This is a genomic window from Desulfogranum aggregans (genome assembly GCF_055398265.1).
This window is the reverse complement of record NZ_AP042447.1, coordinates 511,278-532,461: the sequence shown is the minus strand read 5'-3', so window position 1 is coordinate 532,461 and position 21,184 is coordinate 511,278. Positions and strand designations below refer to the sequence as shown.

Annotated in this window: 19 protein-coding genes; 15 read left to right on the top strand and 4 right to left on the bottom strand. The window is 52.6% G+C overall.

Annotation, left to right across the window (positions count from 1 at the left end; translation table 11 throughout):
• Window positions 1-113 precede the first annotated feature (113 nt).
• Window positions 114-1,352: a BaiN/RdsA family NAD(P)/FAD-dependent oxidoreductase gene (locus tag ACZ52Z_RS02495; protein ID WP_464269183.1), complete on the bottom strand. Its 1,239-nt coding sequence runs from the start codon at window positions 1,350-1,352 to the stop codon at window positions 114-116.
• Between the two features lie 326 nt (window positions 1,353-1,678).
• On the opposite strand from ACZ52Z_RS02495, the gene ACZ52Z_RS02490 reads away from it, so the two are divergent.
• Window positions 1,679-1,849, top strand: coding sequence for a hypothetical protein (locus ACZ52Z_RS02490; protein WP_464269182.1), 171 nt, complete (start codon window positions 1,679-1,681; stop codon window positions 1,847-1,849).
• Window positions 1,850-1,945: 96 nt separating this feature from the next.
• Here the strand turns inward: ACZ52Z_RS02490 and ACZ52Z_RS02485 are convergent, their stop codons facing one another.
• Window positions 1,946-2,407: a DUF4920 domain-containing protein gene (locus ACZ52Z_RS02485; protein ID WP_464269181.1), complete on the bottom strand. Its 462-nt coding sequence runs from the start codon at window positions 2,405-2,407 to the stop codon at window positions 1,946-1,948.
• A gap of 211 nt (window positions 2,408-2,618) precedes the next feature.
• Window positions 2,619-4,664 (bottom strand): hybrid sensor histidine kinase/response regulator, encoded by a 2,046-nt coding sequence (locus ACZ52Z_RS02480; RefSeq protein WP_464269180.1) that lies wholly within the window; start codon window positions 4,662-4,664, stop codon window positions 2,619-2,621.
• A gap of 287 nt (window positions 4,665-4,951) precedes the next feature.
• Between ACZ52Z_RS02480 and ACZ52Z_RS02475 the strand changes: the two genes are divergently transcribed.
• The 5 genes from ACZ52Z_RS02475 to ACZ52Z_RS02455 all read left to right on the top strand — a co-directional run bounded on the left by ACZ52Z_RS02475 (window position 4,952) and on the right by ACZ52Z_RS02455 (window position 10,422).
• Complete coding sequence (locus ACZ52Z_RS02475; protein WP_464269179.1) at window positions 4,952-6,166, top strand: MFS transporter; 1,215 nt, start codon at window positions 4,952-4,954, stop codon at window positions 6,164-6,166.
• 199 nt (window positions 6,167-6,365) lie between these two features.
• Window positions 6,366-7,514, top strand: a complete 1,149-nt coding sequence (locus ACZ52Z_RS02470; protein ID WP_464269178.1) for an MBL fold metallo-hydrolase — start codon at window positions 6,366-6,368, stop codon at window positions 7,512-7,514.
• A gap of 24 nt (window positions 7,515-7,538) precedes the next feature.
• Window positions 7,539-8,303 (top strand): L,D-transpeptidase family protein, encoded by a 765-nt coding sequence (locus ACZ52Z_RS02465; protein ID WP_464269177.1) that lies wholly within the window; start codon window positions 7,539-7,541, stop codon window positions 8,301-8,303.
• Between the two features lie 20 nt (window positions 8,304-8,323).
• Window positions 8,324-8,674: a PilZ domain-containing protein gene (locus tag ACZ52Z_RS02460; RefSeq protein WP_464269176.1), complete on the top strand. Its 351-nt coding sequence runs from the start codon at window positions 8,324-8,326 to the stop codon at window positions 8,672-8,674.
• Window positions 8,675-8,790: 116 nt separating this feature from the next.
• The gene (locus ACZ52Z_RS02455; RefSeq protein ID WP_464269175.1) at window positions 8,791-10,422 is read left to right on the top strand and encodes a diguanylate cyclase domain-containing protein; all 1,632 of its coding nucleotides are present in this window, start codon (window positions 8,791-8,793) and stop codon (window positions 10,420-10,422) included.
• Between the two features lie 45 nt (window positions 10,423-10,467).
• Here ACZ52Z_RS02455 and ACZ52Z_RS02450 read toward each other — a convergent pair whose 3' ends face one another.
• Complete coding sequence (locus tag ACZ52Z_RS02450; RefSeq protein ID WP_464270745.1) at window positions 10,468-11,136, bottom strand: Crp/Fnr family transcriptional regulator; 669 nt, start codon at window positions 11,134-11,136, stop codon at window positions 10,468-10,470.
• A gap of 102 nt (window positions 11,137-11,238) precedes the next feature.
• On the opposite strand from ACZ52Z_RS02450, the gene hcp reads away from it, so the two are divergent.
• The 9 genes from hcp (at window position 11,239) to ACZ52Z_RS02405 (ending at window position 21,102) form a co-directional block, all read left to right on the top strand.
• Window positions 11,239-12,870 carry a hydroxylamine reductase gene (hcp, locus tag ACZ52Z_RS02445; protein ID WP_464269174.1) on the top strand — a complete coding sequence of 544 codons (1,632 nt, stop codon included), beginning with the start codon at window positions 11,239-11,241 and terminating at the stop codon, window positions 12,868-12,870.
• A gap of 81 nt (window positions 12,871-12,951) precedes the next feature.
• Entirely contained in the window at window positions 12,952-13,587 is a 636-nt protein-coding gene (locus tag ACZ52Z_RS02440) for a nitrite reductase (RefSeq protein ID WP_464269173.1), read from the top strand.
• Window positions 13,588-13,632: 45 nt separating this feature from the next.
• On the top strand, window positions 13,633-14,370 hold the full coding sequence (locus tag ACZ52Z_RS02435) for an ATP-binding protein (protein ID WP_464269172.1): 738 nt from the start codon (window positions 13,633-13,635) through the stop codon (window positions 14,368-14,370).
• 213 nt (window positions 14,371-14,583) lie between these two features.
• A complete protein-coding gene (locus tag ACZ52Z_RS02430; protein ID WP_464269171.1) occupies window positions 14,584-15,099 on the top strand; it encodes a shikimate kinase in 516 nt (171 codons plus the stop codon).
• A gap of 170 nt (window positions 15,100-15,269) precedes the next feature.
• Entirely contained in the window at window positions 15,270-16,676 is a 1,407-nt protein-coding gene (locus ACZ52Z_RS02425) for an FAD-binding oxidoreductase (RefSeq protein ID WP_464269170.1), read from the top strand.
• Window positions 16,673-17,971 (top strand): (Fe-S)-binding protein, encoded by a 1,299-nt coding sequence (locus ACZ52Z_RS02420; RefSeq protein ID WP_464269169.1) that lies wholly within the window; start codon window positions 16,673-16,675, stop codon window positions 17,969-17,971. The genes ACZ52Z_RS02425 and ACZ52Z_RS02420 overlap by 4 nt, the downstream gene beginning before the upstream one ends.
• Before the next feature lie 218 nt (window positions 17,972-18,189).
• Window positions 18,190-19,554: a cytochrome c biogenesis protein ResB gene (locus ACZ52Z_RS02415; protein ID WP_464269168.1), complete on the top strand. Its 1,365-nt coding sequence runs from the start codon at window positions 18,190-18,192 to the stop codon at window positions 19,552-19,554.
• Window positions 19,555-19,687: 133 nt separating this feature from the next.
• Window positions 19,688-20,539 (top strand): c-type cytochrome biogenesis protein CcsB, encoded by an 852-nt coding sequence (gene ccsB, locus ACZ52Z_RS02410; protein WP_464269167.1) that lies wholly within the window; start codon window positions 19,688-19,690, stop codon window positions 20,537-20,539.
• 164 nt (window positions 20,540-20,703) lie between these two features.
• Entirely contained in the window at window positions 20,704-21,102 is a 399-nt protein-coding gene (locus ACZ52Z_RS02405; RefSeq protein WP_464269166.1) for a cytochrome c3 family protein, read from the top strand.
• Window positions 21,103-21,184 lie beyond the last annotated feature (82 nt).

Here is a 21,184-nt window from a genome sequence, read left to right as displayed (position 1 = left end):
ACCGACACGGTACAGTGCACCACTGGCAGCGGCATATTGGCGGATTATACGGCCCACCATTGCTGCTGCCAAACTGTTCCTGCATTGCTCATGAACAATGCCTGCGGTCCAGGTCATACAGCTGCCGCCTTCCCGGCTATCCATCCGGTGCTGAATGCGGCCTGGAGGTTGTATCCACCGGTATCCGCCTGTATATCCAGTACTTCCCCTACAATATACAGGCCTGCAACCTTCCTGGACTCCATTGTCCGCGGGTCCACCTCTGTTGTCCGGATACCGCCAGCCGTGATGATAGCCTCGTCCATTGACCCGTAACCGGTAATTGTACAGCGAAAATTCTTCAGCCATTGCCGCAGTTTTTTTCGCGCTCCAGCCCGAAGCTGCCCTGCCGCCATCGTGGAGTCAACCCCGATGTTGTCCAGGCAGACAGCAACCAACTGATGAGGCATCAAGCCGCGCAAAAAGCTTTCCATGGGGTCATGGGCGCGCTGTTGCAGGTCGCGCAAGAGGCGAGCCTCAAGCTTTTTCTCATCAAGGGCCGGCTTCAGGTCTAGGCTGATGCTTACCTGCTGGCCAGCCCGCAGGGCATCGACAACCATGCCACTCAGGGTAAGAATCACCGGTCCGCTCAGTCCACTGCGGATAAACCCCACCTCACCAAAGGCCTGAGTCTTTCGTTTTCCATTGATAAACAAGCGCGCATTGACGTTTTTCAGCAGCAGACCATCCAGCTGGTCAAACCATGTCTCTGCGGTACGCAGGGGAACCAGCGCGGGCCGAATCGCAACCAGAGTGTGTCCCGCCTCTTCAGCCAATCGGTACCCATCACCGGAGGATCCGGTGCGCGGATAACTTGCCCCGCCTGTGGCGAGAATTACTGCGTGAGCTGGTATTTCCTTCCGGTTGCAGAGTACGCCGCTTATGCCACTGTCGTCGATCAGTAATTTTTCTACCGCTGCACCCGTCTGCACTGTCACCCCCACCGACTTCACCCAATCGATTAGCAGTTGAGCGACCGCAGGAGCATCAGCTGTGGCCGGAAAAATCCGCCCTCCCCTTTCCTGGTTGAGTTGCACCCCCCTGGCCTCAAAAAAACCAATGAGGTCCCGGACAAAAAACCGGTGAAAAGCCTGGCGAAGAAAACGACCGGACGGACCGAAATGATGAAGAAAATCAGGGAGTGACGCTGTATTGGTGATATTACAGCGTCCCTTACCGGTGATACGCAGTTTTCTTGCCGGCGACTTCATCTTCTCCAGCAACAGCACCTCTGCGCCACCTGCGGCCGCGATACCAGCTGCCATCAACCCGGAAGCACCGCCGCCAATGACAATGACCTTTTTTTTACTCATTGTGTACTCGCTAATGTACAATCAAACATGAAACGCAACATGCCCGTTACCTGTTCGATATATTTCCTCAACGTGACCTTTTCAGGTTCTTTGGATTAAACTGAAAAAAAGTCGCGGTGGTTATTTTGACAAAGGGCGGGAAAAGACCGTGGCCGGTTACAGTATAAGCAGAAGAAACCCCAGGGGAAAAAAGCTATGCCGGTTGAGGAGAAGGTATCAAAAAGGGGATCTCCCCCGAAGCATCAGCAGGCCGCTGAAAGCCTACACGGCAACCGCCAGGGCATGCGCGTCAGCAATCCAGACCCAGGCACCGTAGATCTGGTAAAATGAAGGAGGTTGAACGCCAACAAAACGGACTGCGGCTCGCCTCTTCCAGTACTGTGCTCCCACCGACCAGGAAGATGCCCATGGCATGTCTCTTTGCCCAAATGCGCAGAAGAGTTACCCTGGCTGCGGTCGGTATAACTGGGATTGAAAACGTGGACAGTAATGGCTGACGGCTCCCCCACTTGCAGCATACATCAAGGTAAGGCCGATACACAGGTACCAACATCCCGTTGGAAGATATAACGCCCCTCTCCGCCACCCCATATTTATTCAATCACGGCACCGAGCCCCCGCACCCGGTAATAGGTCATAGGCCCGGTGATGGTCGCGGGGTCAAAGGGTTGTCCCTGTTCTTCAGCGAGTTGACGGGAAAAGGCAATGGCCTGCTCCTGGGAGAGTTTCATTTCCTCGACCACACCTTCCACCTTTGCCATCCGGCCTTTTGCTTCCATGGGGAAAACAATCTCGCCGTCAACAACTTTGACCTGAATTTTATCAAAAGGTACGTCACTGGCAATATCCATCCAGCATCCCTGCTTGGTGCAGACACTAATCACGAGCCCTTCAATGACTACCCGCTTGCCCACATACTTTTCCGGATGAGCATTGATCATCGAGACCTTGGTGATTTTAGTCAGGGTCAGGGGCGCGCCCAATTCCAATTCGGCAGCATATCCGCTGGCGCACAGCAGGAAAAACACCATCAGTAAATTGAGTACGCTTGACATCGTTCTCTCCCTTCAACTCATCCCAATGTATTTATATGCTGTCTTAAGCGGCGGCCCGACCTCTTTTCCCTACAAAGCATATTCGATGGGGAAATGCAAGCATCACCTGGCTCTGCAGAATCCTCTTCATTGGATGCGTCACCCACCGGTTTGCTCACCCTGACCGGTCGCCGGCAGGCACGCGATAGACTCGACCACACTACGTCGCGAATTATTCGGCAGAGGCTCCCTGCTCGTGCCGGTCAAGCGCTAGGCGTACAGTGTAGGCCAGGTCTTCAATAAGCACTGGTTTGTTCAGGTAACCATCGACGCCAACTGCCGTTGATTTTGCACTATCGAGCTGTTCACTGAACCCGGTGGTTACGATAACAGGAATATCTGCCCGTAGCTGCCGAATCTCCCCAAACAGTTCAAGCCCTGTCATCCGGGGCATGGTCAAGTCGGTCACTACCATGTCGAATTGCCGGTTCAGGTTACGAAACGCCTCCAGGGCTTCGAGGCTGCTCACCCTCACCGTAACCTGATAGCCGAGTTTTTCCAGCATGCTCTTCGTCACTTCAGCCACGGATTTTTCATCATCAACCAGCAGTATATGCTCATTTCCCCGTGGCAAAGGACCGGTTCGCTGTTGCCGTACTTCTTCACCGTCTGCAAACTCAATAATCGGCAACAACACCTGGAAGGTGGTCCCAACCCCAACCTCGCTCAACACTCTGATACCACCTCCATAGCCGCGCAATATCCCATGCACCACCGATAAGCCAAGCCCGGTTCCCTTATGTCTGGCCTTGGTGGTAAAATAGGGATCAAATATCTTACTGATGGTTGTCGCATCAATTCCATGCCCGGTATCGGCAACATCCAGGGTCAGGTATCTCCCGGGCGTCAGGGTCCCATCGCCAGTATTGTTTACGCCGATGGTCTGTTCCCTGAGACTGAGCGACAGGGTTCCACCCGTGTTTTCCATGGCATGAAAAGCATTGGTCACAAGATTGATTACCACCTGGTGAAGCTGGGTGACATCTGCCATCACGTACGGCAGTTTTGCCTTGAAATGCTTCTGCAACGTAATAGTGGTCGGCAGAGTGGGACGGACAAGGTGTATAACCTCCTCCACCACTTTGCGCAAAGAGACAGGCTTAATTTCCTGATCCACTTCCCGACTAAAGGTCAAGATCTGTTTAATAAGGTCACGCGCCCTTTTGGATGCATCCAATATGGTCTGACAATGCTCACGCAAGGCGCTATTGTCCCCGGCCTCCATGAGCATTAATTCTGCCCTGCCCATGATAGGAGAAAGGATATTATTAAAATCATGGGCTATGCCGCCGGCAAGACTGCCAATGGCTTCTAATTTTTGCGACTGCTGCATCTGCTTTTCATACGCTTTTTTCTCCTGTTTCAGCTGCGTCTGTTCGGTAATATCAACGACAGAGGCATACACCTTTTCCCATGTCTCTTCATACCCCTCTGCTATGACAGCGCGCAGCTCCAAGGTCAGGTCTCTGCCCGAGATCGTACGGTTTTCAATGGTAATTTCAAAAGAACCATGCTTCAGGAATGCAAGTATTTCATCGCGTATGATCCATTCCGATCCCTGGGGGAGAATTTCCCAGATTGAGGAGAGATCTTGCTTGTGTTTGACCTCATAGAGCTCTAGCGTACGATCATTGACATCAGTTACCCTGATATTTTCCGCGCAGGTGCGCAGCGCCCGGGGATGGCGATCAAAATAGAGACCAAAGTCTGTGACCCCCTCGGCAGCGAGGTCATCGAGATAGCTTTTAACTGCCGACAGGTCCTCCTCCCACAAGGATATGGGGGACTGTTTAAACAGTAGGCGATACCTGGCCTCGGCTTTTTGGAGCTCTTTACTGGTAGTGGTAATAATATTTTTCTGGCGGTAGGCAATGACGGTCAAAATGACCAGCAGGACGATGACCAGTATCAGTCCGCTAATGAGAAAGAAATGCTCCGACTGATCGGTATCAACGCGAGGAAAGTCAGCAACAAAGGCGGCCGCAACAAGCTTGGACCCGTGTTCATGAGCTGGAGGCAAGTTGGGTTGGCGGTCCTGGGCGTAAGCCATTGACGTCTGTTTGCCCCCTGCGATCTTCATTTCTTCCTGAGCAGCAGTAACCGTCACCTGCCCGAAGCAGCGGCCACCATCAGCGAAGAGGACCATGCCAAGTACCAGCAGTCCTATCGCTCCCTTGCGCCGTGCAACTGCCATCATCAACTGCAGAGAAGATATCACAACCCACAACCCACCGAAATTTTTTAAATACAAAGAGAGCATATCATTCGACACTACTGTACAGTCTAGGCTTTCTGCTGAACATTTGTCAAAATAAAGATGGTGAATCCGAAAAATGCAAGCATCCAGCCCGGTATGGTTCGCGCCAGCATTCATCACCTCGCCGGCGGCCCTTGGTGGACGAATTCATGCTCGTGCAGAATAGCCTGCCTCTGTGCCCCTTCAACGCAACTGTGCGGGAGTTGGCGGCAAAGATGCATGCCGGGATAAAGTAGAGGAATTTTAGCATGCGGCAAATACATTATGGCTGGAAGATAATCTTCATGGCTGCTGCCGGCATCTTCGGATGCCTTGGGCTTGGCCGGTTTGCTTTGGGTATGCTGCTGCCCTCCATGAGTCTGGCCCTTGAGCTCAACTATCAGCAGATGGGTACTATCTCTACAGCCAACTTCTGCGGCTACTTGACAGGTATCCTTTGCTGTACGCCGCTGGTCAAACGGTTCGGCATTCGCCATCTTGCCGCTGCAGGTCTCCTGCTCACAGGCGTATCCATGGTAGGCGTGGCCTTGTGCAGCGAGCTCTACGCAATAACCGCACTCTACTTCATTACCGGTGCAGGCGGGGCTCTTGCCAATATACCGATCATGGCCCTGGTTGCGGCCTGGTTCACCCCGACAATGCGGGGAAAAGCCGCCGGGTATATGGTTACCGGAAATGCCATAGCCATTATCTTCTCTGGCCAGTTGATCCCACGCCTGCATACCCATGCTGTAGACAACTGGCGCATTCACTGGATTGTCCTTGGCGCAGTCGTGCTGCTGATCGCCTGGCTTTTTTTTCGAATCGTCCGCAATAGTCCAACTGACTGCAGACTTGCGCCTCTTGGAGAACCGAGCAGGGAATCAGCGGTAATGCATGGCGAAGAGGAAAATATCTCGCCGGTCCCGCCGCTGCTGACACTCCACTGCGGTCTGCTCTATGGTTTATTTGGCTTTACCTTTATCAGCTATGTCACCTTCATCGTCACCACCATGGTCGAGCAGTATGGATTCACTCAACAGACAGCCGGCAACTTCTGGTCGTGGGTTGGTCTCCTGGGCCTCTTCTCCGGTCCTGTAGCCGGTTGGTTTTCCGATCGGTTTCCTCGAAAATATATCCTGGCAGCCATATTCACCATCCAGACATTCGCTTTTCTCTTGGTCGGTCTCGACCTTTCCAGCATCGCCCTGTACGGCTCCATTGCCTTTTTCGGTATCGTCGCCTGGAGCATTCCTTCGACCATGGCCGCCCTGTGCAGTGATTATGCCGGGCCCGGTCATGCCGTGGCTATGTTCAGTTCCATTACGCTGATATTTGCCGTCGGACAGATTGCCGGCCCGCTACTGACAGGCATTCTTGCTCAGCACTCTGGCGATTTTCGACTGGGATACCTTGTCGCCGCCGCTCTAACGGCCAGTGCTGTTGCCTTTTCCCTGCTGCTTCCTACGTCCAACAGCGTCTGAACCTCACATAATCTTCCCGGAAAGTGGCTGCGGGGCTACCTGTTGCGGCATTGCTTGCCGTTTCCCGGTAAAACAGCGCCAAACAATCATTTTCTTTTGTTTTTTTCCTGTTATACTGAGGCATAGAAGAATAAACGTTCAGCTCAATCGTACCCACGAGACAGTGGCGCTCAATACACAGCGTGTAAGGAGATACCCCATGGCAATTCACAAATACGAGGCAAAAGACCTTTTTCACTGGTTGATCAACAAGGAGGAAATTGTCGTCCTGGACGTAAGAAACGACAAGGACTTCAAGCGATTTCAAGTAGAAAGTCCATACCCTTTCACCATGTTGAACGTCTCTTATTACGATTTTATGGAAATAGAAGAGGAATCGGTGGCCCGCCTTCCCAAAGACCGAGATATCAAAATCGTGTGCGCACAGGAAGGGTCTGCAAAATATGTTGCTGAAATTCTAGAAAAACATGGATTTAAGGATGTCGGTTACCTGGCTGGCGGCATCAAATCCTGGGGCAACCTGCTCGTCCCGTTCCCATTGGAAACGACAGCCACCTATGAACTTTACCAGTTTATCCGCCCTGGAAAAGCCTCCTGCAGCTATGGTCTGGCCTGCAATGGTGAAATGATGCTGTTTGACCCGACCCGAGCCGTCGAATTCTACCTTGATTTTGCCAAAAGCAAGGAGTGCGTTGTTACCCATACTTTTGAAACCCATCTCCAGGCAGATTACATCGCCGGCAGCCGCGATATTGCCCAACAGACCGGGGCCATTTTTCATGCCAACGAAAATGATTTTAAAGGTTCCAAAAACCCCTACTCCCCACTACAGGATGGGGAAGAAATTCGTTTTGCCAGCGGCGGACCACGTGTCAGGGCGCTTTTTACTCCCGGACACACGCCCGGCTCAACCTGCTTTATCATCGATGAAAAGTACATTGTTTCCGGAGATACCATATTCATCAATTCTGTTGGTCGCCCCGACCTCGGCGGGAAAGCCGAGGAATGGTCCGGCCTCCTGTTCAACACCATCCAGCTGATCAAGCAGCTCGACCCTCAGTTAAGCGTGCTTCCCGGCCACTACATGGATTGGCAGGAAGCCAACAGCAGTCTCCTTTTCACCTTGCCGCTGGGACAGATTTTGGAGCACAATAAAGACATTTATCAACTCAAAGAGTTGACCGACTTTATTGCCTTCATCAAGACACACATCCGCGCTCAGCCAGAAGAATATGCAACCATCCGTCTGGTAAACGCCAACCTGAAACAGTTTGATGAGGATAAACAGGAAGAGCTTGATCTGGGCAAAAATGAGTGTGCGGCTACGGCCTATGCCCAGGCTCAGTAGGCAATAACTGGCGTCGATGTGGCTGTGCAGCACCTTTGTATCAGCTTGGTATCACTGCTGAAAATACCGATTGTATTGGTGCTGCTGCTCACCTGTCCTCTTTCGTCGGCTGCCATGGATATACCAGGCTCTACACATGCCGATGCCGTGTTCCTCGAACGCAAGCAGGAAATACAGCAACGGCTTGAGGCTGAAGGCCTGTCTCTGGGCAACGAAATCTTGCTCCGCATTTTCAAAATTCCGGGAAAACTGGAGGTGTGGGTGAAAAAAAGCCGGGAATACGTGCTCTTTACCAGTCACCCCATTTGCCGCTATTCGGGATACCCCGGTCCAAAAACGAGAGAGGGTGACTGGCAGAGCCCAGAGGGAATCTACCAGGTCCGGGCTGAGCACCTCCATCCCCATTCCAGCTACCACCTGGCCTTTAATATAGGGTATCCCAATCAGTATGATACCCTCAACGGGAGAAGCGGAAGTCACATCATGGTCCACGGCGGCTGCTCTTCCACCGGTTGTTTTGCCATGGGAGATAAGAGGATTGAAGAAGTCTATTTGCTTCTACACCAGTCCCTTGCCAACGGGCAGCCGCAGGTTCCGGTGCATATTTTTCCTTTTCCCCTCACTCAGGCAAACCTTACAGCCTACGCCAAGTCTCCCTGGATAGAATTCTGGAGGTCACTTGCACCGATTTACCGTTTTTTTGAGACCAACCGGACCCTGCCGGATGTCGCAGTCACCCTCGAGGGGTATGCGCTTAACAGCAGCCCTTCCGCCAACACCCAACCCTAATCACCAGGTACCGCTCGCTCATGGAAAGAGAACGCCGTTACGCGCAACGCATCGCCTTCGAAACTGCAGCCGTCATTCACCATGATCACGATCAGCGTGTGTCGGCAGCGGTGGAGACAAAAAATATAAGTCATAAGGGGGTCTTTCTGCAGCCCGCCCAGTCTTTACCCCTACATACCGCCTGTACCGTTGAAATACAGATTAATGGCGCAACGAGTACGCTGCATTTTTCAATCAGGGGAATTGTCAGCCGGATTGCCCCGGAGGGCATGGCTATTGCCTTTACCGACATCAATGCCGACAGCTATGCACATATCACCAACCTGATCAATATTTCCTCGCGAACAAAAGAGGGAACCTCACCCTCCTGAAGGCTCCCTGCATCCGCCGGCTGGAAAGTATTGACGGAAACCAACCTCCCCTGGACATATTTTTTTGCTGCAGCCCATCTGCCCAACCCGACCAATAAAGAGTACGCCCGGCTATCATGCAACTGCTCATACCTGATCACTATCGCACCAATTTACGCCTCTTCCTCCTGCTTTTTGCCACCACCGTTACCCTTTTCAGCATCTTACTCTGGCTTTTCTTTCAAAAAGAATACCGTGATTTTCTGCACATTACCAAGGAGCAGGAATCCTACAAGATCGAATTGCAGCAACAGCAGATTGCTTTGGTCATGGAGGGTTTGCTCAGTGATCTTTTTTTCCTTAGGGATCAAAACGAACTGGACCAGTATCTGCAAACAAATGACACCAGCTACCTGAAAAAAGCAGGAGTGGAATATGTTTCCCTCGCCCGGAGAAGTCGTGCCTATGACCAGATTCGCTATCTAGATCAACAGGGATTGGAGCGTTTGCGGGTCAATTTCAATGCCGGTAATCCGGAACTCGTTCCGATAGAACAGCTTCAACTGAAATCTGGACGATATTACTTTCAAGAATGTACTGCACTGGCTAACAACCAAATATTTCTTTCTCCCCTTGACCTGAACGTTGAACACGGCTTGGTAGAAATTCCCTATAAGCCGGTAATCCGACTCTGCACCCCGGTTTTCTCCTCCATGGGGTACCGTCGGGGGGTCATCCTGCTCAACTACCTGGGTCAGGATCTGCTGCGAATTATTCTCGCCTCCGAAAAAATCGCCATAGGTCGGACCATGCTGTTAAACAAGGATGGATACTGGCTGCTCCACCCTGAGAAGAAAAAATCTTGGGGATTCATGTTTGATGACCGGCAGCAGGTTTCCTTTGCTGTACAAAACCCTGCCGTGTGGAAATCGATACAGTCCGCAGATGACGGACAACTCATGACAGCAACCGGACTGTATACCTTTGCCACCATTCGCCCTCTTGAGCTGCTCACCAGGAAAATAACAGCGGTCAATGCTGCTGCACTTACCGGGAAAGCGCCCAGCGTTGACTCGTACCACTGGCATTTGATAAGCCATGCATCACGCCAGGAGCTGGACCGATACTCTCAACAGGCACTCGTTCAGCTGTACCCGCTGGCCATAGGACTCACGCTCATAGCAGCCGCCGGCTCCTGGTTGCTCTCGCTGGCAATCACCAGGCGGAAAAAAGTACAGGATAAGCTCAGAGCCATGGCCTATTTTGATCCGTTGACCGACCTCCCTAATCGACGCCACTTCTTTGATCGCCTGGAAGAGGCGGTCTCTCATGGCAGCCGTTACAATGACAGACTGGCCCTGCTGTATATCGACCTGGATGGGTTCAAACAGACCAATGACGCCTTTGGTCACCAGATCGGCGATATACTGCTGTGCCATGTTGCTGATTGTCTGCGAAAAATATGCCGCAAATCAGACACTGTCGCCAGGCTGGGTGGTGACGAATTCGCCCTTTTGCTCCCCAATGCCGGCACCCAGGAAAGTATTGCCACAGTGGCCGCCAAAGTGATTGCCATTCTCTCGCAGCCCACTGATATTAGAGGCAATAAGGTACAGGTCGGAGCAAGCATCGGCATCGCTTTTTTTCCCAATGACGGAGACAGAGTCGATACCCTGGTAAAGCGAGCCGACTCGGCAATGTACCTGGCAAAAAGTCAGGGAAAGAACCAATACCTTTTCTTTGCTGACACCCAACCGCCGGCAACCTGATGACGTACACGCCTCACAGGGTATTGTTCAGCAGGAAGCAGCGTCTTATCGCTGCTTGAGGCCTTCCAGATCAAGCAAATCAATGGTTTTTCCCTGTACGCTGATCAGCCCTTCATCGGTCATGCGGGCAAAAATCCGCGATAGGGTCTCCGGAGTGGTTCCAAGCAGGCTGGCCAGTTGGCCTTTGGGAATGTCGAGTACAACCCGATCGGTACGTTTCTGCTCTTCTGCCAGATACAGGAGATGGGCAGCAAGCCGGCCAGGTACTTCCTTGAGGGTCAGATTTTCCACCTGGGTGGCAAACCGGCGCAGGCGCATGGAGAGAACTGCAAGCATACTCAAGGCAAGGGTTGGTTGGGTCGTTACAAGGCCGACAAACTCCTGCCGCGGAAAAAAAACCAGTTCTGCTGCAGACAGGGTAACCGCCGAAGCAGGAAAAGGAGTCCCATGGAATACCGGCACCTCGCCAAACGGCTCCCCAGGACCGAATATATGCAGGATCTGCTCCTTGCCCTCCATGGACACCTTATAAATCTTGACCTTCCCGGAAGCCACCATGTAAAAACCGTCTCCCGGCTCACCCTCATGAAAAACGGTTTCCCCTTTTGCATATTTTTTGGCAATGGATATGCCGCAGAGTACAGAGAGTTGTTCCTCGGAAAGACCGCTGAAGAGCAGGCTTTGCTGAAAAATTTCTTGTTTTTTCACAGAAATTATCTCGATTTGACCTAGATCAAAGAAAAGAACGTCCTAAGGTGTAGTATGTGGTCCATGCAAGCAACCCATCAACCATAACGTATTTGAGGAGAAACTACCATGTTCTGTAACCAATGTGAGCAAACCGCCAAGGGCACCGGGTGCAATATAGCGGGCGTGTGCGGGAAAAACGAAGAGGTGGCGGACCTTCAGGATCTGCTGATATATGCGCTGCAGGGATTGGCGCTCTATGCCAAAGAAGGTCGCCGACTCGGCATCATCGACGAAGCCACCGACCTGTTTACCTATGAGGCTATTTTTTCCACCCTTACCAATGTAGACTTTGATCCGGACCGTTTTTTTGCACTCATCAACCAAACTGTTGAACTGCGGGAAGCGATGAAGAAAAAAGTTGCCGAGGCTGGAGGAAAAACAGATTTCAGCGAGGCTCCGGCCACCTTCCTTCCTGCGGATTCGGCCGAAGCCATGGCGGCCCAGGGCGAGGCTTTGCACCTGATCGAAAACCTGGATAGCGATGAGAATATTCGTTCCCTCAAGCAGACCCTGCTCTACGGAGTCAAAGGCATTGCCGCCTACGCGGATCATGCGGCCATCCTCGGCCAAAAGGACCCGGCAGTTGCCGAATTCTGCTACGACGCGCTGATAGCTTTACTCACTGAGGGCCTCACCGTCGAACAGTGCGTTCCCGTGGCCATGAAAGCCGGAGAGATAAACCTGCGCGCCATGGAACTGCTCGATGCAGCCAACACCGGAACCTATGGACATCCTGTCCCCACGCAGGTGCCGCTGGGCCACCGCAAGAACAAGTGCATCCTGATCACCGGCCATGACCTCCATGACCTGGAGCTCCTGCTCAAACAAACAGCAGGCAAAGGTATCGACATTTATACCCATGGAGAAATGCTGCCCTGCCACGGCTACCCGGAACTGAAAAAGTATGACCATTTTTACGGGCATTTTGGTACCGCCTGGCAGAACCAGCACAAGGAATTCCCGAACTTTCCCGGACCGATCCTGTTTACCACCAACTGCATCCAAAAACCCCGTGATGAATACAAAGATCGTATCTTTACCAACGGACTCGTCGGTTGGCCCGGGGTCAAGCACATCACTGACAAAGACTACAGTGCCGTGGTCGACATGGCCCTCAGTATGGACGGGTTCACCGATGACGTGGATAACGGCACCGTCATGGTCGGGTTTGCCCGCAACACGGTTCTCGGCGTCGCCGATACCGTGATTGAGGCGATTAAGTCCAAAGCTATCCGTCACTTTTTTCTTGTCGGCGGATGCGACGGAGCAAAACCGGGACGCGATTATTTCACCAAGCTGGTTGAACAGATACCCGATGACTGCATGGTCCTTACCCTAGCCTGCGGCAAGTTTCGTTTCTTTGACAAGGACCTGGGAGAAATTGGCGGCATTCCCCGCCTCCTGGATGTGGGTCAGTGCAATGATGCTTACTCCGCTATCCAGATCGCAGTCGCCCTGGCCAATGCTTTTGAGTGCGAGGTGAATGATCTGCCCCTGTCAATGGTTCTGTCCTGGTATGAACAAAAGGCGGTAGCGATTCTTTTGACCCTGCTCTACCTGGGGGTCAAGGACATACGCCTCGGACCCTCCCTGCCGGCTTTTATCACCCCGGATGTCCTCCAGTTCCTGGTCGACACTTTTGATATCAAACCGGTGGCCGCCACGCCTGAGGAAGACCTGGAGGCCATTTTAGGCTAAGGGTTGCCCTTTTCTCCAAGCAAAAGCCTCTGCCGGCCGGATACGCAGTCCGGCCGGCACCCATCTCCACGTTCAACAGCCATGCATAACAACAGTCGCCTGAGCAAACTGGTTTTTCCTGCTGCTGATTCTGGAGTGTTGACAGCCGCCGAGCTGGAAACCCTTGCCACTATCGTCAGACGGCATACTCTTCCCGGAGTAGAGATCTCCACGGACGGACGTGTGACCCTGGTGGGCATGAAGGCGGAACAGTATGCTGCAATCAGCCGTGCGCTGCACGAAGAAGATCTCCCAACCAGCCTATGCAAAAGTTTTCATACGCTTGAGGCGTGTCCCGGGAAACCACAATGCAGGCATGCTCAAGGAGATACCAGGGCAATGCGCCGCCGCCTGGCTGAGCTGCAGTTCGAATTCACCTTCCCTGCCAAGGTAAAAGTTGGCATCTCCGGCTGTCCGAGGTGCTGCGCGGCCTCCTGGGTCCGCGACGTTGGACTGATTGCCGGTCGTGGAGGCTGGAGTTTTATTTTTGGCGGCAATGCTGCCGGCCGACCGCGAATCGGCGACCTGATCGCCTCAGGCCTGAACGACCAGGAGGCAGTCGCCCTTATAATCCCAACCTTACGCTACTATGCACTCACTGCTGCGAGCAAAACCCGGAGTGCGCGTTTTATGGAACAGATAGGTCTCGCCACTCTCAGGGCAGCAGTCAGCCCCTGATGCACATCCACGGACCACGCCATCTTCAACACCACGAGCTTAGCAATGAAAACAACACGAAAAATAATAGAAATTAATGAAGAACTCTGCGACGGTTGCGGACAATGCGTCCCTGACTGTGCCGAAGGCTCCCTGCAAATCATTGACGGCAAAGCGCGATTAGTCGCCGATAAACTCTGTGACGGCCTCGGCGCATGTCTTGGATCCTGCCCGACCGGCGCGCTGCAGATCATTGAACGTGAGGCCGATGCCTTTGACGAGCAGGCTGTAGAAGAGTACTTGGCATCGCTAAAAAATACGCCTGCCTCTCCCCCACAACAAGGCTGTCCCTCTGCCCGGCTGCAGACCCTGCAACCTTCCTCCCCCTGCCAACAGGCCAATATGCCGGCGAGCAATGACAGTTGTTCCGCCCTGTCCCATTGGCCGGTACAGATACGCCTTATACCTGCCAGCGCACCCTTCCTGCAACACAGTGATCTCCTGATTGCCGCTGATTGCACCGCCGTCTCCTATCCCCGCATTCAGCAGGATTACATCGCCGGCAGGGTGGTAATGATGGGATGCCCAAAATTCGATGACCAGGAACTGTATACGCAGCGTTTTACCGAGATTTTTCAATCCGCTCATCTCCGATCTCTGACCATCCTCATTATGGAGGTACCCTGCTGCAGCTCAATGGTGCACCTTGTCAAAAAGGCCTATGACGCGGTCAAACCCAACATTCCCGTCAGGCAGGTAACCGTGTCCACCAGAGGAGAGATAATCGGCGAATCTGCCTGGTAGCAAGCGCCATTCGGTGCAGGGCAATGGGCAGCGCTTGAAAGATAGGGAACTAGGCGACACCTCCCCATTGCTTTTTCAGTTTCAGGGTACTGCATTCGTCCTTGCACCTCATAGACAGGAGACGGTTGCCCCATGAAGGCCTGTACGGTATGGTAGAGAAGACAGCATGCCTGCCCAGCGGTCGGCCCCATCCTTTTCGCACGTGGAGTTTTCATGAAGACCAATTTGACGCTCATAGGTATGCCTGGTGCAGGAAAAAGCACTGTCGGTATCATCCTGGCAAAAAACCTCTCCATGGGATTCATTGACACCGACATCCTGATCCAAATCAACCAGCAGCAGTCGCTTCAAGATATTCTCAATGCCAGTGATTACCTCAACCTGCGAAGGATAGAGGAACAGGAGATTTGCAAACTCAATGTGGATAATCATGTAATTGCCACCGGTGGAAGCGCTGCTTACAGTGATAAGGCCATGCAGCACCTCAGGAAGATATCCACGGTTGTTTTCCTGCAGGTGGAGTACGAAGAAATAAAGAGACGGATTAAAAATTTCGAAACCAGGGGTATTGCCAAAGCGGAAAACCAGACGTTTCTTGAACTGTTCACCGAACGCCAAAACCTTTATCGGAAATATGCCGACACCATTATTCCCTGCACCGAGACCGATCAGGAAGAAACAGCGCAACTGGTTGCCGCTGCCGGCAGGCCGAATCTGGAGGCTTCCTAACGACTTTTTACGTTTTCCCCTCAGAGCCTTGATTCTTTGCTCATTGATTTTTATTATGTTGAGCAATAATTGCTTTGCCAGAAAAAAGCGCGTTCTCCCACCATCACCAGGACAGTCAGTTGTATCTTTTCTCTTCCCGTTTCTTTTCTACAGTCATTGGGTAACCCCGTATGCTCCGTACATCCACCATTACAGCATTGCAGAATATAGTCGGCCAGGAAAATGTATCGGCTGAACCGGCTGACCTGCTCACTCACAGCTACGATGCGACCCAAAAGGAACACCTCCCGGACGTTGTCGTTTATGCCGGCAACGCCGACCAGGTCAGCGCTGTTGTCAAGCTTGCCAATACTCAGCGCATTCCGGTGATTCCCCGAGGGGCGGGCAGTGGCTTTACCGGGGGAACCCTTCCCGTGCAGGGTGGGATTGTCCTGGTGCTGACCAAGATGAATACCATTATCGACATTGATGAGGAAAACCTTACCGCTACCGTTGAACCCGGGGTGGTCACAGCCCACCTGCAGGAGGCGGTGGAAGCCCGCGGTCTATTCTATCCGCCAGATCCGGCATCACGAGCGTTTTGCACCCTTGGGGGAAACGTTGCCGAATGTGCGGGTGGGCCGCGATGTGTTAAATATGGCGTGACCCGTGATTATATTCTCGGCCTGGAGGTTGTAACCCCCACCGGGGAAATCATTCATACCGGTGGGCTGACAATGAAAAATGTGGTGGGCTATGACCTGACCAGGCTCTTTGTCGGCTCTGAGGGGACCCTGGGAATAATTACCCGGATAACGGTTCGCCTCCTGCCCAAGCCAGTTGCCAAAAAAACCATGCTGGTCCAGTTTGGTTCCATTGAAGGGGCAGCACAGGCCGTTTCCGCAATCATACGCGGAAAAATCATCCCCACCACCCTGGAATTTCTCGATGCCACCACCCTCTCCTGCATACGCAATGATCCGGCGCTGAATATTCCGAATGCCTGCAGGGCCTTGCTGATCATCGAGGTGGATGGTGATCCTTCAACCATTGAACGTCAGGTGAGCGACATCGCCGCACTGCTTGCCCCACTCGACCTACTGCACACGGATGTTGCAACCACGGAACAGGAAGCTGACGATATCTGGGCAGTACGGCGCAGCGTAAGCCCGAATATGCGAAAGATCAATCCGGACAAGTTCAATGAAGATATTGTTGTCCCCCGTTCCAAAGTACCGGACATGATCCGAACCCTGGAACAGTTGTCGGAAAAATTCGGCGTTCCCATCGTTAATTTCGGCCATGCCGGGGATGGAAATATTCATGTCAATGTCATGGTGGACCTCCGAGAGCCTGGGATGCAGGAAACCGTAGACCAGATACTTGGAGCTATCTTTAAGGCGACTGTTGATTTTGGCGGTTCCATCAGCGGTGAACATGGCATCGGGACAGCAAAGGCGACCTACCTGCCACTGGAGATAGACCATGCAACCCGCACCTGTATGCTGACCATAAAACAGGCGCTGGATCCGCTCAATATCCTCAATCCTGGGAAAATATTTCCAACAGCACCTTCCGCCTCCGAGGTCAGGCAATGAGCCGCTATCCTGCACTCATTCCCTACACCACGGCCATCGACCAATGTGTTCGCTGCGGGGCCTGTCAGGCCCATTGTCCGGTGTATCACCTGGACCGCCATGAAGGTGCGGTCGCCAGAGGCAAGGTGGCGCTCGCCAAAGGCCTGTTGTCCGGAGGGCTGCCTCTGGACCGGCGGGTGGAACAGGATATCAGCCTCTGCCTCATGTGCGGATCGTGCGTTGATAAATGCCCCAACAAGGTCCCCACTGACGCCATCGTTGGCGCGATGCGAAGGGAAATCAAGCGAGCCAGAGGGCTCACCTCCACCGGAAAAGCCATTGCCACCCTGACCGGCTCACCAGCAATGCTGCAGGCCGTGACCAAGACCCTGCGTGTAATCACCCCCGCCCTGTTTCGACGGATTCCCCAGACCAGTGGTTTGCGACTGCGTTTTCCTCTGGCCGGTCAATCCGCCCAGCGAACGCTCCCCCCGATTGCGGCCAGCAATCTTTTCTCTCGACTGCCTGAATGGATCCAGGGGCGAACGGATAAACCGGTGGTCGGTCTTTTTGCCGGCTGCGCCATAACCTACCTCTACCCGGAAATAGGAGTAGCCATGGCCTCGCTGCTCCATCGCCTGGGATACACCGTTTATTTTCCCCATGCACAGGGGTGCTGCGGCATTCCCGCCCGATCCACCGGCGATGCACCATTGATAGAGCGACTCACGGCGACCAACCGTGCCGCCTACAGCAACCAGAAGCTGAAGTACATAGTCACCGCCTGTGCATCCTGCAACTCCGGGCTCCGCGCCATGGAACCGGATTGCCCCGACGATGCCTCGGCCTTTGCCGACAAGGTAATCGATATCCACACCCTCCTGTGCAGAGAAGGGGTCCCGGAGCAGCTGGCCGCCCTTCCAGGTACCGGGAATCAACGCCGCATCACCTACCACGACCCCTGCCATCTCCGAACCAAAGGCATAACCGACGAGCCCCGTGCTCTGCTGCAAGCCTTGCCGGACGTTGAGTATGTGGAAATGAAAGACAGTGCATTGTGCTGCGGCCTGGGCGGGAGTTTTTCGGTGACCCATTACGCATACAGCAGACGTATCGGTCAACGGAAAGCAGAGGGGATTAAAAACAGCAGGGCTGACATAGTGGCGACCGCCTGTCCAGGCTGCATGCTGCAACTTCAGGACAGCATAAACCATGCTCAACTTCCGGTTCAGGCTGTTCATAGTCTAGACCTGATTCAGCAGGCATTGGAACGTCACGTGCCCCACCTTCTTCGCGCTGCAGGAGAAGAGAAATAGTCCCCGCAGCACAGGCAGCCCGAGGACACTGCTGCTCGCTGCCACTCGGAAACAAATGGACAACAAGTATTTGCGATTTTTCCCGCTATCAGCTAAGTAAAACTTTCCATGCGCACAACAATTCCACATCTGCTCACGGGTACGCCCTCTTTCCACCAGACTTACAGGGAAGTTGCCTGCGGTTGTGTTCCCTTGTATAACTAAAAATTCATCATCCCATGACCAAGCAAACAAAAAACCCTGTATTCGCTTTTTTCTCTTCGGTGCAGCTCGCCCTGTTTCTCCTCATTTTTCTTGCAGGGACCTCTATAATAGGCACCATCATCCCTCAAAATTCCCCTGGTGCATTCTACATCAAGCAGTATGGCCCGCAGATGGCACAATTCATGGAATTGCTGCACCTGACAGACATGTACAATGCCTGGTGGTTCCTGTTGTTGCTGGTCCTCTTTGCCATCAACCTGATTGTATGCAGCCTGGAACGCATTCCGAGGGTGCTGAAAATCATTCGCCAGGATAATCTCGACACCTCCCTGGAACGTCTCAAGAAGATGCCTTTGCAGAAAAGCGTCAGGGGGAGCGACAACGTTGAAACTGCTCAGACAGAGGTGTCTACACTGCTTCAGGCAGCGGGCTGGCGCCCCAGACAGCGCGCTACAGAGAACGGCGTCCTCTTTTTTGCCGAAAAAGGGGCATGGACTCGTTTTGGGGTTTATATTGTCCATCTATCTATTCTTGTCGTACTGCTCGGGGCAGTGGTCGGCTCGGCCATGATTGCCCAAAACGTCCTGAAAAAGCCCTCTTTTGCCTTTAAAGGCTCGATCATGCTTCCTGAAACCAGGGAAGCAAGCGCAATCTACAGCTTTCGAGACAACCAGCCCATTGACCTGGGTTTTTCCATTCGGTGTGATTATTTCACCATCGAGTATTACGAAAACGGTATGCCCAAAACCTACCTCTCCAAGGTGACTGTAGTGGAGGATGGTCAGGAGATGCTCTCCACCGATATAGAGGTCAATACCCCGCTCACCTACAAGGGCGTGACCTTTTACCAGTCAAGCTATCAACCTTACCAGGACTTTGTTATTTCAGTTGCCCATGAACAATCAGCCAAAAACACAACCATGCTTGTCCAGCCCGAGAAACAGGCTGCATGGGCAGATGGGGGGGTCTCTTTTGGGATTATCAACCAGGAAGCACGGAGAAATGTGATCCAGCGGGTCAAAGTATGGTTTACCGATAATCAGGGGGCGCCTTCAACCTTTTGGGTGAATGCCGGCCAGGAAGCACGGGTTGAACGTCCATCGGGCACGTATCTGTTTTCAGCCAAACAACTTTACGCAACCGGTCTGCAGGTGACCAAAGATCCAGGCGTGTGGCTTGTTTACGGAGGGTGCATCATGATGCTGGCGGGCCTCTACATCGCCTTTTTCATGTCCCACAAAAAAGTATTTGTTTTTATCGAAAAAAATAAAAAAGAAACAACCATCCTTTTCACAGGCACCGCCAATAAAAATAAGATAGGGTTTGAGAAACAGTTTACCGCTTTAACCGACGGCTTTCCTTCCGCGCATCAGCAGTAAAAAAGCGAGCCTCGATCCTCTCAGCCCTTCTGTTGCCGGGCAAACCTTTGTTTGCTGTTGCTCCCGCGCAGTGGACAATGCTCAGCAACAGTGAAATGCTTTTTCAATAATCCATACGAATAATGGTCGATTTATGAACAGCTCACAACTCTTCGGCGTTACAATGATAGCCTACCTGCTGTCTACAGCCTTTTACCTTGCACTTTTTATCTTTAAAAACAGAAAGGTTGGATTCATCGGTATGCTTCTGGCAGCAGCGGGCATTGTGCTGCAGACCGCAGGTCTGGGTCTGCGCTGGTATGAGTCCTACCAGTTAGGCATCGGCCACGCACCGCTGACCAACATGTACGAATCCCTGGTGTTTTTCTCCTGGTGCATCGCCATCTTTTATCTGCTGATGGAAATAAAATACAAGACCAGGATCATAGGGGCCTTTGTCATGCCCTTTGCCTTTATCGCGTTGGCGTATGCATCTTTTTCCGACCATATCAACGACCAGATCACTCCACTTATTCCCGCATTGCAGTCCAACTGGCTTATTGCCCATGTTGTCACCTGCTTTATTGGATACGGGGCATTTGCCGTTGCCGGTTCATTGGGATTCATGTACCTGCTGCGCACCCGGGCAGATCAAAAGGGAACCGCTGCCAGCAGCCTGTTTTCCTCCCTGCCGGAACTGAAAATGATTGATGACCTGACCCATAAAACCATTGTATTCGGTTTTATGTGGCTCTCGGCAGGTATCATCACCGGTGCTATCTGGGCCAATGAAGCCTGGGGGACCTACTGGAGTTGGGACCCCAAGGAGACCTGGTCGATCATTACCTGGTTTGTCTATGCCATTACCCTCCATGCCCGCTTTACACGAGGCTGGGGCGGAAAAAGAATCGCCTGGCTGGCCATCGTCGGGTTTGTAGCAGTGTTTTTCACCTATTTTGGAGTCAACTTTCTCCTCTCCGGCCTCCACAGCTATGGGGCAAGCTGAGTGTATATCAACCTGATTCGCATAGAAAATATACCGTTGAAAAATGGAAGATCGGCCACCTCTTCACCTGACACCTGTTGACAAGGGATGGGGAAAGAGCTATACAACAAACGTTTAATAGCTGCATTATGTTCATATACCAACAATTTAAAAGGAGGATTGGTATGAAGAAGCTTGTTGCGTGTTGTGCTGTCCTGGCACTGATGGGCATGGTTGGTTTCGGAATCGCAACTGCCAGCGATAAGGGACCGGCTGATATGGTCCTGGAATCAACAATTGATAAGGCAAAAAAGCCGAAGCCTGCTATTTTCCCGCATGCTGCTCATCAGGAACGCCTGGAATGTGGCGAATGTCACCATTCCAAGGACGCTGATGGCAAGCAGGTTGCCTATGTGGAGGGACAGAAAATAGAAAAATGTGAGTCCTGCCATAATTCTTCAAACGAAAGCATGCCTAAAAAGCTCGCCACCTACAAGGGTGCAGCCCATGAGCAGTGCAAAGGATGTCACGCGAAGAATGACAAGGCCCTGGCAAAATGCAGCGTTTGTCATCCCAAAAAGTAATACCCTGCTGAGCGGTGAAGGGCGCCCCCTTCACCAACAGGTCAAAAAAAAAGCTGCTCCTCGGAGCAGCTTTTTTTTATGC

What these genes read in the sequence shown, in the direction of transcription:
- ACZ52Z_RS02495 (WP_464269183.1), bottom strand. Translation starts at nt 1,352, where the DNA reads ATGAGTAAAAAAAAGGTCATTGTCATTGGCGGCGGTGCTTCCGGGTTG.
- ACZ52Z_RS02490 (WP_464269182.1), top strand. Translation starts at nt 1,679, where the DNA reads ATGAAGGAGGTTGAACGCCAACAAAACGGACTGCGGCTCGCCTCTTCC.
- ACZ52Z_RS02485 (WP_464269181.1), bottom strand. Translation starts at nt 2,407, where the DNA reads ATGTCAAGCGTACTCAATTTACTGATGGTGTTTTTCCTGCTGTGCGCC.
- ACZ52Z_RS02475 (WP_464269179.1), top strand. Translation starts at nt 4,952, where the DNA reads ATGCGGCAAATACATTATGGCTGGAAGATAATCTTCATGGCTGCTGCC.
- ACZ52Z_RS02470 (WP_464269178.1), top strand. Translation starts at nt 6,366, where the DNA reads ATGGCAATTCACAAATACGAGGCAAAAGACCTTTTTCACTGGTTGATC.
- ACZ52Z_RS02460 (WP_464269176.1), top strand. Translation starts at nt 8,324, where the DNA reads ATGGAAAGAGAACGCCGTTACGCGCAACGCATCGCCTTCGAAACTGCA.
- ACZ52Z_RS02455 (WP_464269175.1), top strand. Translation starts at nt 8,791, where the DNA reads ATGCAACTGCTCATACCTGATCACTATCGCACCAATTTACGCCTCTTC.
- hcp (WP_464269174.1), top strand. Translation starts at nt 11,239, where the DNA reads ATGTTCTGTAACCAATGTGAGCAAACCGCCAAGGGCACCGGGTGCAAT.
- ACZ52Z_RS02440 (WP_464269173.1), top strand. Translation starts at nt 12,952, where the DNA reads ATGCATAACAACAGTCGCCTGAGCAAACTGGTTTTTCCTGCTGCTGAT.
- ACZ52Z_RS02435 (WP_464269172.1), top strand. Translation starts at nt 13,633, where the DNA reads ATGAAAACAACACGAAAAATAATAGAAATTAATGAAGAACTCTGCGAC.
- ACZ52Z_RS02430 (WP_464269171.1), top strand. Translation starts at nt 14,584, where the DNA reads ATGAAGACCAATTTGACGCTCATAGGTATGCCTGGTGCAGGAAAAAGC.
- ACZ52Z_RS02425 (WP_464269170.1), top strand. Translation starts at nt 15,270, where the DNA reads ATGCTCCGTACATCCACCATTACAGCATTGCAGAATATAGTCGGCCAG.
- ACZ52Z_RS02420 (WP_464269169.1), top strand. Translation starts at nt 16,673, where the DNA reads ATGAGCCGCTATCCTGCACTCATTCCCTACACCACGGCCATCGACCAA.
- ACZ52Z_RS02415 (WP_464269168.1), top strand. Translation starts at nt 18,190, where the DNA reads ATGACCAAGCAAACAAAAAACCCTGTATTCGCTTTTTTCTCTTCGGTG.
- ccsB (WP_464269167.1), top strand. Translation starts at nt 19,688, where the DNA reads ATGAACAGCTCACAACTCTTCGGCGTTACAATGATAGCCTACCTGCTG.
- ACZ52Z_RS02405 (WP_464269166.1), top strand. Translation starts at nt 20,704, where the DNA reads ATGAAGAAGCTTGTTGCGTGTTGTGCTGTCCTGGCACTGATGGGCATG.